Below are 15,405 nucleotides of genomic sequence, written 5' to 3'. Positions count from 1 at the left end.
CGGCTGCCGCGGGCCGGGCGGCGCGGGATCAGGCCGGGCTGAAGCGGTCGACGCGGTCGGTGACGACGCCGTCGGTGCCGAGCCCGGCCAGCCAGCGGGCGACCGATTCGTCGTTGACGGTGTAACTCAGCGCGCGCATGCCGGCGGCATGCACCTGGGCCACGGTGGTGGCGTCCCACAGCGCGTAGTTGCAGACGATCGCCGCGCAGTCCAGCCGGCGCGCGGTGGCGAGCCAGCCGTCCCACCAGGTATCGAGCAGGAGTCCCAGAGGAAGGCCGGGCTGCGCCGAGCGCGCACCCTCGAGGGATTCGGGGGAGAAGGAGGTGAGGACGGGCGGCGCCAGGTCGGTGGCCGTCCAGAGCCGGCCCGCCAGCAGCGCGACCGCCTCGCCCGTGCGCCGCTCCTCGCCCGGCGTGGGCTTGATCTCGATGTCGAGCAGATGGCGGTTGGCCAGGCAGAAGCGGATCAGCGCCTCGAGCGTCGGCAGCGGCTCGCCGGCGTAGCGGCGCGAGTGCCAGGCGCCCGCATCGAGCTGGGCCAGCGCGCTCCACGACAGCTCGCCCGCGACGCCGTGGCCGTTGCTGGTGCGCTCGAGCGTGCTGTCGTGCAGCAGGAAGGGCACGCCGTCGGCGCTGAGCTTGGCATCGCACTCGAACATGCGATAGCCGTGCGCGGCGCCCAGGCGGAATGCGGCGAGGGTGTTCTCGGGGGCCAGCCTGCCGGCGCCGCGGTGTGCGATCCAGTAGGGATATGGCCAGGGCTTCATGCGGCGCGCTTGCCGGAACCGGCGTCGAACCAGTGCAGCTTGTCCTGCCGCGCCGCGATCTTCACCGTGTCGCCGGCCACCGGCGCCGGCTGGCTTTCGTCGGCACGCACCACCAGCTGCTCGTCGCCGACGCGCCCGTAGATCAGCCGCTCGGCGCCCAGCAGCTCGACATACTCGACCTGCACCGACCAGCCGCTCGCGTCGAGCATCAGGTGCTCCGGACGGATGCCGAGGATCATGCCGGGGCGCACGCCCGGCGCGTGCTTGAGCAGGTTCATCGGCGGCGAGCCGATGAAGCTGGCGACGAAGGTGGTGGCGGGGCGCGCATACACCTCCTCGGGCGTGCCGAATTGGTCCATCACGCCGGCGTTCATCACGATGATGCGCTGCGCCAGCGTCATCGCCTCGACCTGGTCGTGGGTGACGAAGAGCGAGGTGATGCCGAGCTCGCGGTGCAGCTTCTGGATCTCCAGGCGGGTCTGGGCGCGCAGCTTGGCGTCGAGGTTGGACAGCGGCTCGTCGAACAGGAAGACCTGCGGCTGGCGCACGATGGCACGGCCCATGGCCACGCGCTGGCGCTGCCCGCCGGAGAGCTCGCGCGGCTTGCGATCGAGCAGGTGGCCCAGCTCGAGGATCTTGGCGGCCTTGTCGACGCGCGCCTTGATCTCCTCCTTGGGCACCTTGGCGATCTTGAGCCCGTAGGCCATGTTGTCGAAGTTCGACATGTGCGGGTAGAGCGCGTAGTTCTGGAACACCATCGCGATGTCGCGCTGGGCCGGCTCGATGTTGTTCACCACGCGATTGCCGATGGCGATCTCGCCGGCGCTGATTTCCTCCAGGCCGGCGACCATGCGCAGGAGCGTGGATTTGCCGCAGCCCGAGGGCCCGACGATGACGACGAATTCGCCGTCCTTGACGTCGGCCGAGACGCCGTGGATGACCTGGTTGGCCTTGGCCCCGTGGCCGTAGCGCTTGATGACGTTGCGAAGAGAGATGGCAGCCATTGCGTCGTTTGCTTCTTGTCGGTTATTTCTCGGTGTCCACGAGGCCCTTGACGAACCAGCGCTGCATCAGCACCACCACGATCGCCGGCGGCACCAGCGCCAGGATGGCCGTGGCCATCACCAGGTTCCAGTCGACCGCGGCGTCGCCCGAGGCGATCATTCGCTTGATGCCGATCACCACCGGATACATGTCCTCGCTGGTGGTGGCCAGGAGCGGCCACAGGTATTGATTCCAGCCGTAGATGAACTGAATCACGAACAGCGCCGCGATCGATGTCTGCGACAGCGGCACCAGGATGTCCTTGAAGAAGCGCATCGGCCCGGCACCGTCCATGCGCGCCGCTTCCACCAGCTCGTCGGGCACGCTCAGGAAGAACTGGCGGAACAGAAAGGTGGCCGTGGCCGACGCGATCAGCGGCACCGTCAGCCCCGCGTAGGTGTTGAGCATGTTGAGGTCTGCCAGGACCTGGTAGGTCGGCAGGATGCGCACCTCCACCGGCAGCATCAGGGTCACGAAGATCATCCAGAAGACGATTTTCTTGAACGGGAAGCGGAAGTACACGATGGCGAAGGCCGACAGCAGCGAGATCGCGATCTTGCCGATGCTGATGACCAGCGCCGTGACCAGGCTGATCCACATCATGCGGCCCACCACCACGCGCGCGCCCTGGGTGTCGGCGCCCAGCAAGGCTGCGCTGTAGTTCTCGAACATGTGGCCGCCCGGCAGGAGCGGCATGGGCACCCGCAGGATCTCGTCGCGCGTGTGCGTGGAGGCAACGAAGGCGAGGTAGATGGGGAAGGCCACGATGGCGATGCCCAGGATCAGCACCACATGCGACAGGACGGTGAGGCCGGGGCGGCGTTCAACCATGGTGCTGCCTCCGGGACAGGGCGCGAGGAAGGGCGAAGTCAGGGGCGAGGGAATGGGCGGCCATCAATACTGGACCTTCTTTTCGACGTAGCGGAACTGGATCACCGTCAGCACGACGACGATCACCATCAGCACCACCGACTGCGCGGCCGAGCCGCCCAGGTCCAGCGCCTTGAAGCCGTCGTGCCACACCTTGTAGACCAGGATCGCGGTGTCTCGCCCCGGCCCGCCTTCGGTCGTCGCATGCACGATCGCGAAGGTGTCGAAGAAGGCATAGACGATGTTGATCACCAGCAAGAAGAAGGTGGTGGGCGACAGCAGCGGAAACTGGATGGTGGCGAAGCGCCGCAGCGGCCCGGCGCCGTCGATCGAGGCGGCCTCGATCAGTGCCCTGGGAATGGACTGCAGGCCCGCCAGGAAGAACAGGAAGTTGTAGGAAATCTGCTTCCACACGGCGGCCACCACGATCAGCGTCAGCGCGTGGTTGGAGTTGAGCAGGTGGTTCCAGTCCAGGCCGATGTAGCGAAGAAAGTACGACACCACCCCGATGCTGGGCGAGAACATGAACACCCACAGCACGCCCGCGATGGCCGGCGCCACGGCGTAGGGAATGATCAGGAACGTCTTGTAGACCAGGCCGCCTCGCAGGATGCGGTCGGCGAAGACGGCCAGCATCAACGACAGCGCGATGCCGCTGCCGGCCACCAGCACTGAAAAGAGTGCCGTGACCTTGAAGGACTCGACGTATGCCGGATCGTCGAACAGGGTCTCGAAGTTCTCCAGCCCGACGAAGACGGTCGAGGTGCCGAAGGCGTCCTCCGACTGCAGCGATTGCCAGATGGCCTGGCTTGCCGGCCAGAAGAAGAACACCAGGATCACCGCCATCTGCGGCGCGACCAGCAGCCAGGGCAGCCAGGCCGACCGGAAAAGAACGCGTTTCTCCATATCCCTCCAAACCCGAAAAACAGAACGCCCGCCCTGCGTGGAATTGGGCGGGCGTGCGAGTCTACTGTGGCGCCCGCCTCACCGGCAGGCAAGCTCTCCGCTTGGCGGGGAGGGCAGGGCGGGGTGCCAGGACTGCCGCGAAGCGAGCCGGGGCCTCAGCTCTTGTTCGCCTTCTGGAAGCGCTCGAGCTGCTCGTTGCCGCGCTTGACGGCGGCATCGAGTGCCTCCTTGGCGGTCTTCTTGCCGCTCCAGATCTGTTCGGTTTCCTCGTCGACGATGGTGCGGATCTGCACGAAACTGCCCAGGCGGACGCCGCGCGACTTGTCGGTGGTCTTGCGGATCATCTGCGTCACGGCGACGTCGGTGCCGGGCTTCTCCTTGTAGAAGCCCGAGGCGTCGGTCAACTTGTAGGCGGCCGTGGTGATGGGCAGGTAGCCGGTGCGCTTGTGGCTCTCGGACTGCACCTTGGTGTCGGACAGGTAGTTGAAGAAGCTGGCCACCCCCTTGTAGTGGTCGGCCGGCTTGCCGGACATCACCCACAGGCTGGCGCCGCCGATCACGGTGTTCTGGGGTGCGCCCTTCACGTCAGGGTAGTAGGGCAGGGTCGAGATGCCGTACTTGAACTTGGCGTCCTTGGCCACTCGGGCATACAGGCCGGACGAGCCGGTCATCATGGCGCATTCGCCGGAGGGGAAGGCAGCGTCGGCCGTGTTGTTGCGGCCCTTGTAGACGAAGGTGCCGTCCTTCGCCATCTTGGCCAGGTTCTCGAAGTGACGCACTTGCAGCGGCGAGTTGAAGGCCAGGCGTGCACCGGTGCCGCCGAAGCCGTTGTTCTGCGTCGCGTACAGGGTGTTGTGCCAGGCCGAGAAGCTTTCCAGCTGGGTCCAGCTCATCCAGCTCGTCGTGAAGGGGCACTTGTGGCCGCTGGCCTTGAGCTTGTCGGCCGCCGCGATGACTTCGGGCCAGGTGGTGGGCGCCTTTTCCGGGTCCAGGCCGGCTGCCTTGAAGGCATCCTTGTTGTAATAGAAGATCGTGGTCGAGCTGTTGAACGGGAAGCTCAGCATCTGGCCGTTGGGCGCCGTGTAGTAGCCGGCCACCGCCGGCACATAGACGCTGGGGTCGAACTTGGCCCCGCCCGACTCCATCACTTCGCCCACCGGCTTGATGGCGCCCTTCGAAGCCATCATGGTCGCGGTGCCCACCTCGAACACCTGAAGAATGTCGGGTGCGTTGCCGGCACGGAAGGCGGCGATGGCGGCCGTCATCGACTCGTCGTACTGGCCCTTGTAGGTGGGCACGACCTTGTAGTCTTTCTGGCTCTCGTTGTACTGCTTGGCCAGGTCGTTGACCCATTCGCCGAGCGGACCGCTCATGGAATGCCACCACTGGATTTCGGTCTGGGCCATCGCAGGTGCCGAAAGCGTTGCCGCAAGTGCCGATGCCACGGCAAACGTCTTGAATTGCATGAAGACTCCTAGGGAGAGAACAAAAGCGCGCATGCTAGGCCGTACGTATGACACGGCCGCGTCACATTTTGTCGCACCCGCAGGGTGCCTCTCCAGCCGGGGAAACCCTTTTCGCGCCCGGGCCGCACAGTCGATGAAATCTGATTGCTGCGTTGCACCATGCTAGCATCGCCTTCCGTTTTTCAGGCCCTGCTTCGAGTGGGAAGCCAACCAGGGTAATCGTCACGCCTATGAGCAAGACCTCCCTCGACAAGAGCAAGATCAAGTTCCTTCTCCTCGAAGGCATCCATCCTTCGGCCGTCGAGGTGCTGCGCGCGGCCGGCTACACCAGCATCGAGACGCTGGCGGGGGCCTTGCCCGATGAGGAGCTTCGCAGCCGCGTCGCCGACGTGCATTTCCTCGGCATCCGCTCCCGCACCCAACTGACGGCCGAGGTGTTCGCCGCGGCCCAGAAGCTGGTGGCGGTCGGCGCCTTCTGCATCGGCACCAACCAGATCGATCTCGATGCCGCGCGCGAGCACGGCGTGGCGGTCTTCAACGCCCCTTATTCCAACACGCGCTCCGTGGCCGAGCTGGTGCTGGCCGAGGCCATCCTGCTGCTGCGCGGCATCCCCGAAAAGAGCGCCGTGGCGCACCGCGGCGGCTGGCTCAAGTCGGCCGAGAACGCCTTCGAAATCCGCGGCAAGACGCTGGGGATCGTGGGCTACGGCTCGATCGGCGCGCAGCTGTCGGTGCTGGCCGAGGCGCTGGGCATGCAGGTGGCCTTCTTCGACGTGGTCACCAAGCTGCCGCTCGGCAACGCGCGCCAGGTGCGCACGCTCAACGAGCTGCTGCTGCAGAGCGACATCGTGAGCCTGCACGTGCCCGAGACGCCCGCCACGCAATGGATGATCGGCGCCAAGGAGCTCGCGGCCATGCGGCCCGGGTCGATCCTGATCAATGCCTCGCGCGGTACCGTGGTCGACATCGACGCGCTGGCCCAGGCGCTTCGGCAGAAAAGGCTGCTGGGCGCGGCCATCGATGTGTTCCCCGTCGAGCCGCGCAGCAACAAGGACGAGTTCCAGTCGCCGCTGCGTGGGCTGGACAACGTGATCCTCACCCCGCACATCGGCGGCTCCACGATGGAGGCGCAGGCCAACATCGGGCTCGAAGTGGCGGAGAAGCTGGTCAAGTACAGCGACAACGGCACCTCCACCTCTTCGGTCAACTTTCCCGAGGTGGCGCTGCCGGCGCACCCGGGCAAGCACCGGCTGCTGCACATCCACCGCAACGTGCCGGGCGTGCTCTCGAACGTCAACCGCGTCTTTGCCGACAACAAGATCAACATCGCATCGCAGTACCTGCAGACCAACGAGAAGGTGGGCTACGTGGTGACGGACGTCGACGCCGCTTACTCCGACCTTGCGCTCGAGAAGCTGGCCAAGGTGCCGGGGACGATCCGCAGCCGGGTGCTGTTCTGAAAGCCGGGCGCGGCCTGCGCCCACTGACTTAAAATCGTCGGCCCTGGTTCAGGGGCGCGCAGCGCCCGACCGAGGCCCACCCCGATGAATGCACCGACCGCGTTGACGGCGTTGTTGTCGCAGGCCGCAGAGCCCGCGCGATTGCGTGAGATCCCCTACAACTACACCAGCTTCTCCGATCGCGAGATCGTGATCCGCCTCCTGGGCGAGCGCGGCTGGGAGCTGCTCCAGACCCTTCGTTCCGAGCGCCGCACCGGCCGCTCCGCGCGCATGCTCTACGAGGTGCTGGGCGACATCTGGGTCGTGCAGCGCAACCCTTACCTGGTCGACGACCTGCTGGACAACCCGCGCCGCCGCGGCCAACTGGTGGATGCGCTCAACCACCGCCTGTCCGAGGTGCAGAAGCGGCGCACCCCCGACGCCGCCGCGCAGCGCGACGCGCTGGTCGGCGAGCTCACGGCGCTCGTGGCGCAAGCTGTGCAGTCCTTCGACACCCTGTTCCGCGACGTCGCGGCGCTGCGGCGCAAGGCCATGCGCACGCTGGGCCGGCTCACGGCGCGCGACAACATCAAGTTCGACGGCCTGTCGCGCGTGTCGCACGTGACCGATGCGACCGACTGGCGGGTCGAGTACCCCTTCGTCGTGCTGACGCCCGACAGCGAGGCCGAGATGGCCGCGCTGGTCAAGGGCTGCATCGAGCTCGGGCTGACCATCATCCCGCGCGGAGGCGGGACCGGCTACACCGGCGGGGCGATCCCGCTCGCCTGGAACAGCGCCGTCATCAATACCGAGAAGCTGGAGGCGATGACCGAAGTCGAGATGGTCGCGCTGCCCGGCCTCGAGCAGCCCGTGCCCACCGTCTGGACCGAGGCCGGCGTGGTCACCCAGCGCGTGGCCGACGCGGCCGAGCGCGCAGGCTTCGTGTTTGCCGTCGACCCCACCTCGGCCGAGGCCTCCTGCGTGGGCGGCAACGTCGCGATGAATGCGGGCGGCAAGAAGGCCGTGCTGTGGGGCACGGCCCTCGACAACCTGGCCTCCTGGCGCATGGTGACCCCCGAGGCCGAGTGGCTGGAGGTCACGCGCATCGGCCACAACCTGGGCAAGATCCACGACGCCGAGAGCGCCGTCTTCGACCTGCAGTACTTCGCGGCCGACGGCCGGACGAAGCTGCGCAGCGAGCGGCTCGAGATCCCCGGCAAGACCTTCCGCAAGGAGGGCCTGGGCAAGGACGTGACGGACAAGTTCCTCTCCGGCCTGCCGGGTATCCAGAAGGAGGGCTGCGACGGCCTGATCACCAGCTGCCGCTGGGTGGTGCACCGCATGCCGGCGCACACCCGCACGGTGTGCCTGGAGTTCTTCGGCAACGCCAAGGACGCGGTGCCCAGCATCGTCGAGATCAAGGACTTCATGTTCGCCGAGCAGAAGCGCTCGGGCGTGTTGTTGGCCGGCCTCGAACACCTGGACGACCGCTATCTCAAGGCCGTCGGCTACGCGACCAAGTCCAAGAAGCATGGCGGCCTGCCGAAGATGGTGCTGTTCGGCGACATCGCCGGCGACGACGCCGACGCCGTGGCGCGCGTGACCTCCGAGGTGGTGCGCATCGCCAACTCGCGCAGCGGCGAGGGCTTCATCGCCATCAGTCCCGAGGCGCGCAAGAAGTTCTGGCTGGACCGCAAGCGCACGGCCGCCATCAGCCGCCACACCAACGCCTTCAAGATCAACGAGGACGTGGTGATCCCGCTGCCGCGGATGGCCGAATACACCGACGGCATCGAGCGCATCAATATCGAGCTGTCGCTGCAGAACAAGCTCCAGCTCGCCGACGAGCTGGAGGCCTTCTTCCTGCGCGGCCACCTGCCGCTGGGCAAGAGCGACGATGCCAGCGAGATCTCCTCGGCCGAGCTGCTGGAAGACCGCGTGGCGCAGGCCGTGGCGCTGGTGCGCGAGGTGCGCGCCCTGTGGCAGGGCTGGCTGGACCAGATCGACGTGCTGTTCCCGCAGTTGCAGGACCATTCGCTGCGCGCCAGCTGGAAGACGCAGATCCGCGCGCCGCTGGCCGCCATCTTCTCGGGCGCCGAATTCGCGCCCATCCTGGCCGAGTGCAACGCGATCCACCAGCGCGTGCTCAAGGGCCGGGTCTGGGTGGCGCTGCACATGCACGCCGGCGACGGCAACGTGCACACCAACATCCCGGTCAACAGCGACAACTACGAGATGCTGCAGACCGCGCACGCCGCGGTGGCCCGCATCATGGTGCTGGCGCGAAGCCTGGACGGCGTGATCTCCGGCGAGCACGGCATCGGCATCACCAAGCTTGAATTCCTGTCCGACGACGAGCTGCGGCCCTTCGCCGACTACAAGCAGCGCGTCGACCCCGAAGGCCGCTTCAACAAGGGCAAGCTGCTGCGCCCCTCGATGCACGCCGGTCCGGGGCTCTATGCCGACCTGACCAACGCCTACACGCCCAGCTTCGGCCTGATGGGCCACGAGTCGCTGATCATGCAGCAGAGCGACATCGGCGCCATCGCCGACAGCGTGAAGGACTGCCTGCGCTGCGGCAAGTGCAAGCCCGTGTGCGCCACCCACGTGCCGCGCGCCAACCTGCTCTACTCGCCCCGCAACAAGATCCTCGCGACCTCGCTCCTGGTCGAGGCCTTCCTCTACGAGGAACAGACCCGGCGCGGCGTCAGCATCAAGCACTGGGAGGAGTTCGAGGACGTGGCCGACCACTGCACGGTGTGCCACAAGTGCGTCACCCCTTGTCCGGTCAACATCGACTTCGGCGACGTCTCCATGAACATGCGCAACCTGCTGCGCAAGATGGGTCAGAAGTCCTTCCGCCCCGGCAATGCGGCGGCGATGCTGTTCCTCAACGCCACCAGCCCGCAGACCATCAAGGCGATGCGCGTCGGCATGGTGGACATCGGCTTCAAGGCCCAGCGCCTGGCCAACGATCTCCTGCGCGGCCTGGCCAAGAAGCAAACCGCCGCGCCGCCGGCGACGCTGGGGCCGGCGCCGATCAAGGAGCAGGTGATCCATTTCGTCAACAAGAAGATGCCGGGTGGCCTGCCCAACAAGACCGCGCGTGCGCTGCTCGACATCGAGGATGCGGATTACGTGCCGATCATCCGCGACCCGAAGGCCACCACGCCGGACACCGAGGCGGTGTTCTATTTCCCGGGCTGCGGCTCGGAGCGCCTGTTCTCGCAGGTGGGGCTGGCCACGCAGGCGATGCTCTGGCACGCCGGCGTGCAGACCGTGCTGCCGCCGGGCTATCTGTGCTGCGGCTATCCGCAGCGCGGCAGCGGCCAGTACGACCGGGCCGAGAAGATGATCACCGACAACCGCGTGCTCTTCCACCGAGTGGCCAACACGCTGAACTACCTGGACATCAAGACCGTGGTGGTGAGCTGCGGCACCTGCTACGACCAGCTGCAGGGCTACCAGTTCGACAAGATCTTCCCGGGCTGCCGGATCATCGACATCCACGAGTACTTGCTGGAGAAGGGCATCACGCTGGGCGACGCCAACGCCGGCGCCTACCTCTACCACGACCCCTGCCACAGCCCGATGAAGCTGCAGGACCCGATGAAGACGGTGAAAGCGCTGGTCGGCGAGCAGGTGCTCAAGAACGACCGCTGCTGCGGCGAGTCCGGCACGCTGGGCGTGACGCGGCCGGACATCTCGACGCAGGTCCGCTTCCGCAAGGAGGAGGAGCTGCGCAAGGGCGAGGCCGCGCTGCGCAGCGGCGGCCTGGTTGCGCCCAAGGACAACGTCAAGATCCTCACCAGCTGCCCCAGTTGTCTGCAGGGCCTCAGCCGCTACGGCAAGGACCTGGACAACGGCCTGCTGGAGGCCGACTACATCGTGGTCGAGATGGCCAACAGGATTCTCGGCAAGGACTGGATGCCCGAGTACGTGGCAGCCGCCAACCAGGGCGGGATCGAGCGGGTGCTGGTATGACGGCGCTGCGCGTGGCGGGTTGCCCGCTGTGCGAGGGGCCCGGCGGCCGGGTGGTGTTCGAGGCGCCGGCGTTTCGCGTCGTCCACGCGGTCGAGGAGGGCTTTCCCGCCTTCTACCGCGTCGTCTGGAAAGACCATGTCGCCGAATGGTCCGATCTGGCGCCGGAAGACCGCGCGCTGTGCATGGACGCCGTGGTCGCCGTGGAGCGATGCTTGCGCGACGCACTGGCGCCCGCCAAGATCAACATCGCGGCGCTGGGGAACATGGTGCCGCACCTGCACTGGCATGTGATCGCGCGCTTCGACTGGGATCCGCGCTTCCCGGGGTCGGTGTGGGCCGAGGTGCAGCGGGAACGCGAGCCTGAGCGCGAGGCGGCAATCGAGAAGCTGTTGCCGGCGCTGGAGCAGAAATTGGCCGAAAGCTTCGAGACGAGGAGTTCCTGATGGCAGGTTTGCAAACGGGCGCGCCGACGCCCCAGTCGATCACCGTGCACAACCAGTCGCGTGTGCTGGAAGTGGGCTTTTCCGATGGCGCCAGCTTCCGCATCCCCTTCGAGCTGATGCGCATCTACTCGCCCTCGGCCGAGGTGCAGGGCCATGGGCCGGGCCAGGAAGTGCTTCAGACCGGCAAGCGCAACGTCGACCTGCTGGACCTTCAGCCGGTCGGCAACTACGCGGTGCAACCCAGCTTCTCCGACGGCCACGACACCGGCATCTACTCCTGGGACCTGCTGTACCAGCTGGGCGCGAAGCAGGACGAACTGTGGGCCGAGTACGAGCGCCGCCTCGCCGCAGCCGGCGTCGACCGCGATGCGCCGATGGCCGAGAAGGGCGGCCACGCTTGCGGCAGCCACTGAAGAAGCCGAGATCGCTCGCCGCAAAGCAACGAATGCCCGGCGTCCTTGCAGGGGCGTCGGCTTGACGTGAACGCTTCCGACCTAACATCGGACGCATGAGCAGCACCCATTTCGGCTTCGAAACGGTCGAGGAAGGCGACAAGGCACGGCGCGTGCGCGGCGTGTTCGATTCGGTCGCCAGCCGCTACGACCTGATGAACGACCTGATGTCGGGTGGCCTGCACCGCGCCTGGAAGGCCTACACCGTGATGGTCGCCAACGTGGGCGAGGGCTCGAAGGTGCTGGACATCGCGGGCGGCACCGGCGACCTCGCGCTGGCCTTCGCGAAGAAGGTCGGCGCCACCGGCGAGGTGATCCACACCGACATCAACGAGGCCATGCTGCGCACCGGCCGCGACCGGCTGCTCGATGCCGGCGTCGCGCTGCCCACGGTGGTCTGCGATGCCGAAAAGCTCCCGTTCCCCGACAACCATTTCGACCTCGTGAGCGTCGCCTTCGGCTTGCGCAACATGACGCACAAGGACCTGGCGCTCAAGGAGATGAACCGCGTGCTCAAGCCGCGCGGCAAGCTGCTGGTGCTGGAGTTCTCGAAGGTTGCCAAGCCGCTGTCGAAGATCTACGACTGGTACTCCTTCAGCGTGCTGCCGCGCCTGGGCAAGGCCGTCGCGGGCGACGATGCGAGCTATCGCTACCTGGCCGAATCGATCCGCATGCATCCCTCGCAGGAGGAGCTCAAGACCCTCATGAAAGAGGGCGGTTTTGGGCATGTGGACTATCACAACATGACGGGGGGTGTCGCCGCCCTGCATGTTGGAATCAAGTGTTGATGTGTTGATGATCAGAAGAGATTTCTTTGCCGTTAGAGGAGACGTCATGAAAAGTTTGTTGTCCGTTTTGTTGGTATGTGCCTTGGCTGTCGGAAGCATGGATGCCGACGCACGCCGCCTGGGCGGCGGGAAGTCCATCGGCAAGCAGTCGAGCAACGTGACGCAGCGCGAGGCGACGCCCACCGCGCCGGCCACGCCCGGCGCGCCCGCGCAGAGCAACGTGAGCAACGCGGCGGCCAAGCCCGCCACAGCCGCTCCGGCGGCAGCACCCAAGAAGCCGTGGGGCGCGATGCTCGGTGGCTTGGCTGCCGGCCTCGGGCTTGCCTGGCTCGCCCACTCGCTCGGCCTGGGCGAGGCCTTCGGCAATATCCTGCTGATCGCCCTCCTGGTGCTGGCGGCCGTGGTCGTGTGGCGGATTTTCGCGGCCCGTTCCCGTGCGGCCGGCGCTCAGCGCAGCGGCGGCTTCGCCTTTCAGGGGGCGGGGACTCCTGGCAATCCCGTTTCGCCCGTGGAGTACAGCCCGAAGAATGTCGGCAACGACGCGTCGGCACGTCCCTGGGAGCGCAACACCGCGGCCTTCGACGCCAGCCCGGCGCAGCTCGAGCACCACACCGGCGGCTCGTCGATGGCCGGCGCGGCAGCGGCCGGCGGCGGCAGCCTGATCGGCTCGGCCCTGAGCGGCGCACAGTCGTGGGGCATCCCGGCCGGCTTCGACGTCGACGGCTTCCTGGCCGCGGCCAAGCGCAACTTCGTGACCCTGCAGGACGCCTGGGACCGTGCCGACATCGGCACCCTTCGTTCGATGATGACCGATGGCATGGTCGGCGAGATCCGCCAGCAGCTGGCGGAGCGCGAGAACCATACCGGCGGCCAGGCCAACAAGACCGAGGTCGTGATGCTGGACGCCAAGCTGCTGGGCATCGAGGAGCTGCCCGACGCCTACCTGGCGAGTGTCGAGTTCTCCGGCATGATCCGCGAGGATCTGTCCTCCGGCCCGAGCCCCTTCCGCGAAGTCTGGAACATGACCAAGCCGACCAGCGGCTCGAGCGGCTGGCTGGTGGCCGGCGTGCAGGCTCTGCAGTAGGCGCATTACGCTTCGAAGCCGGTCGCAAGACCGGGATAATGGGGACATGGTTACACCATCGTCCCCTTTTTCGTTTCTTGACGACTTCATCAACCGCGTCGGCAGCCGCCTGCAGCCGCCGGACTGGGTGATCCACGAGGTCCAGCACCGCGCCGTGCTCTTCCTCAACCACGTGCTCCAGCAGGAGCCCGAAGCCCAGCAGCGCCTGGCGCGCCAGCAGGGCAGGGTGGTGGAGTTCGAATGGCGCTTCGTGACGATGAAGGTCGTTGCCACGCCGGCCGGCCTGCTCGACCTGGCGCCCGAGGACAAGGTGCCCGAGCTCATGCTGGTGCTTGCCGAGACCTCGCCTCTCGGCTTGGCCCGGGCCGCCGTCCGCGGCGACAAGCCGGCCGTCCGCATCGAGGGCGACGTGCAGCTGGCCGCCGAGGTCAATTGGCTGGTCGACCACGTGCGCTGGGACGTGGAGGACGACCTGGCGCGCCTTATCGGCGATGTGCCGGCCCATACCATCGCGAACGGCGCCAGGCGCGTGGTGGAGGGGTTGCGGCAGTTCGTCGGTGAGCGCGGCGGCAAGCCCGCGGGCTCCGCAGGCGCCGAATGAGGCGCTTCTACCGCGGCATCTTCATCGTCCTCGTCGCGCTGCGCTACGGGCTCGACGAGCTCGTGCTCAGCAGCTTCCAGAAGCCCTGGCTGCGCGTGGTGACGCGCATCGTGTCTTTCGGGCGAAAGCTCGATGCGCCCCGGGGCCAGCGGCTGCGCGAGGCCCTGGAAAGCCTGGGGCCGATCTTCGTCAAGTTCGGCCAGGTGCTGTCCACCCGACGCGACCTGCTGCCGCCCGACATCGCCGACGAGCTGGCCTGGCTGCAGGACCGGGTCCCGCCCTTCGACTCCAGGATCGCGATCGCGACCATCGAGCGCGCCTTCCGCCGGCCGGTCGGCGAAGTCTTCGTCGAGTTCGACGAAACGCCGGTGGCCAGCGCCTCGATCGCGCAGGTGCACTTCGCCACCCTGCGCGAGCCCGGTGGGCTGGTGCGCGAGGTCGCGGTCAAGGTGCTGCGGCCCGGCATGCGCGGCGTGATCGAGAAGGACCTGGAGCTGATGGCCATGATGGCCGCCTGGGTCGAGAACCTGTCCAGCGATGCCAAGCGCCTCAAGCCGCGCGAGGTGGTGGCCGAGTTCGACAAGTACCTGCACGACGAGCTCGACCTGGTGCGCGAAGCCGCCAATGCCGCGCAGCTGCGGCGCAACATGAGCAAGCTCGACCTGGTGATGATCCCCGAGATGTTCTGGGACTTCTGCCATCCCGAGGTGATCGTGATGGAACGGATGAAAGGCGTGCCCATCGCGCAGCTGGACCGGCTGCGCACCGCAGGCGTCGACATCCCGAAGCTGGCACGCGACGGCGTCACCATTTTCTTCACCCAGGTGTTCCGGGACGGCTTCTTCCATGCCGACATGCACCCGGGCAACATCCAGATCAGCCTGGACCCGGCCACCTTCGGGCGCTACATCTCGCTGGACTTCGGCATCATCGGCACGCTGACCGAGTCCGACAAGGAGTACCTGGCCCAGAACTTCGCCGCCTTCTTCCGGCGCGACTACAAGCGGGTCGCCGAGCTGCACCTGGAAAGCGGCTGGGTGCCGGAAGGCACGCGCATCGACGAGCTGGAAGCGGCGATCCGCACCGTCTGCGAACCCTATTTCGACCGGCCGCTCAAGGAGATCTCGCTCGGCATGGTGCTGATGCGCCTGTTCCAGACCTCGCGCCGCTTTCACGTCGAGATCCAGCCGCAGCTGGTGCTGCTGCAGAAGACGCTGCTCAACATCGAAGGCCTGGGCCGCCAGCTCGACCCGGAGCTGGATCTGTGGCACACCGCCAAGCCTTTTCTGGAAAAGTGGATGAGCGACCAGATCGGCCCGCGCAAGCTGCTGGAGCAGCTGCGCGCCGAGGCGCCGCGCTACGCCAAGCTGTTGCCGCAGCTGCCGCGCCTCCTGCACGATTACCTCGAAAATCGGCCGGCCGACCACCGCCGTGAACTGCTGGAACTGCTGGCCGCTCAAAAGCGGACCAACCGGCTCCTGCAGGCCGTCATCTACGGTGGCATAGGTTTTGTATTGGGCTTGATCGCGATGCAGCTGCTGGTGCGGGTGCGTCTGTTCTGA

Annotated in this window: 13 protein-coding genes; 8 read left to right on the top strand and 5 right to left on the bottom strand. The window is 66.9% G+C overall.

Annotated elements, in window-relative coordinates:
• Window positions 1-28: 28 nt before the first annotated feature.
• The 5 genes from ugpQ to ugpB form a co-directional block, all read right to left on the bottom strand.
• Window positions 29-766, bottom strand: a complete 738-nt coding sequence (gene ugpQ, locus AC3A6Y_RS16500) for a glycerophosphodiester phosphodiesterase (RefSeq protein WP_487869316.1) — start codon at window positions 764-766, stop codon at window positions 29-31.
• Window positions 763-1,770, bottom strand: coding sequence for a sn-glycerol-3-phosphate ABC transporter ATP-binding protein UgpC (gene ugpC / locus AC3A6Y_RS16495; protein ID WP_487869315.1), 1,008 nt, complete (start codon window positions 1,768-1,770; stop codon window positions 763-765). The genes ugpQ and ugpC overlap by 4 nt, the downstream gene beginning before the upstream one ends.
• Before the next feature lie 22 nt (window positions 1,771-1,792).
• Window positions 1,793-2,641, bottom strand: coding sequence for a sn-glycerol-3-phosphate ABC transporter permease UgpE (gene ugpE, locus AC3A6Y_RS16490; protein ID WP_487869314.1), 849 nt, complete (start codon window positions 2,639-2,641; stop codon window positions 1,793-1,795).
• 63 nt (window positions 2,642-2,704) lie between these two features.
• Window positions 2,705-3,586 carry a sn-glycerol-3-phosphate ABC transporter permease UgpA gene (ugpA, locus tag AC3A6Y_RS16485; protein WP_487869313.1) on the bottom strand — a complete coding sequence of 294 codons (882 nt, stop codon included), beginning with the start codon at window positions 3,584-3,586 and terminating at the stop codon, window positions 2,705-2,707.
• Between the two features lie 155 nt (window positions 3,587-3,741).
• Window positions 3,742-5,052 carry a sn-glycerol-3-phosphate ABC transporter substrate-binding protein UgpB gene (ugpB, locus tag AC3A6Y_RS16480; protein WP_487869312.1) on the bottom strand — a complete coding sequence of 437 codons (1,311 nt, stop codon included), beginning with the start codon at window positions 5,050-5,052 and terminating at the stop codon, window positions 3,742-3,744.
• A gap of 230 nt (window positions 5,053-5,282) precedes the next feature.
• Here ugpB and serA point away from each other — a divergent pair, with 230 nt between their 5' ends.
• From serA to ubiB, 8 genes are all read left to right on the top strand, one after another.
• Window positions 5,283-6,512: a phosphoglycerate dehydrogenase gene (serA, locus tag AC3A6Y_RS16475; protein WP_487869311.1), complete on the top strand. Its 1,230-nt coding sequence runs from the start codon at window positions 5,283-5,285 to the stop codon at window positions 6,510-6,512.
• A gap of 84 nt (window positions 6,513-6,596) precedes the next feature.
• A complete protein-coding gene (locus AC3A6Y_RS16470) occupies window positions 6,597-10,475 on the top strand; it encodes a DUF3683 domain-containing protein (protein ID WP_487869310.1) in 3,879 nt (1,292 codons plus the stop codon).
• A complete protein-coding gene (locus tag AC3A6Y_RS16465; RefSeq protein WP_487869309.1) occupies window positions 10,472-10,918 on the top strand; it encodes an HIT family protein in 447 nt (148 codons plus the stop codon). The genes AC3A6Y_RS16470 and AC3A6Y_RS16465 overlap by 4 nt, the downstream gene beginning before the upstream one ends.
• Window positions 10,918-11,331 (top strand): gamma-butyrobetaine hydroxylase family protein, encoded by a 414-nt coding sequence (locus AC3A6Y_RS16460; protein ID WP_487869308.1) that lies wholly within the window; start codon window positions 10,918-10,920, stop codon window positions 11,329-11,331. Before AC3A6Y_RS16465 ends, AC3A6Y_RS16460 begins: the two co-directional genes overlap by 1 nt.
• A gap of 95 nt (window positions 11,332-11,426) precedes the next feature.
• The gene (ubiE, locus tag AC3A6Y_RS16455; RefSeq protein WP_487869307.1) at window positions 11,427-12,158 is read left to right on the top strand and encodes a bifunctional demethylmenaquinone methyltransferase/2-methoxy-6-polyprenyl-1,4-benzoquinol methylase UbiE; all 732 of its coding nucleotides are present in this window, start codon (window positions 11,427-11,429) and stop codon (window positions 12,156-12,158) included.
• Window positions 12,159-12,204: 46 nt separating this feature from the next.
• Window positions 12,205-13,242 carry a Tim44 domain-containing protein gene (locus AC3A6Y_RS16450; RefSeq protein ID WP_487869306.1) on the top strand — a complete coding sequence of 346 codons (1,038 nt, stop codon included), beginning with the start codon at window positions 12,205-12,207 and terminating at the stop codon, window positions 13,240-13,242.
• A 46-nt stretch (window positions 13,243-13,288) separates the two neighbouring features.
• Window positions 13,289-13,843, top strand: coding sequence for a ubiquinone biosynthesis accessory factor UbiJ (locus AC3A6Y_RS16445; RefSeq protein WP_487869305.1), 555 nt, complete (start codon window positions 13,289-13,291; stop codon window positions 13,841-13,843).
• Window positions 13,840-15,405, top strand: a complete 1,566-nt coding sequence (gene ubiB, locus AC3A6Y_RS16440) for a ubiquinone biosynthesis regulatory protein kinase UbiB (protein ID WP_487869304.1) — start codon at window positions 13,840-13,842, stop codon at window positions 15,403-15,405. Before AC3A6Y_RS16445 ends, ubiB begins: the two co-directional genes overlap by 4 nt.

Source organism: Variovorax sp. Soil_C_17, from assembly GCF_057657265.1.
Note: the sequence above shows the minus strand (reverse complement) of the source record. Positions and strands in the feature narration are given on the sequence as shown.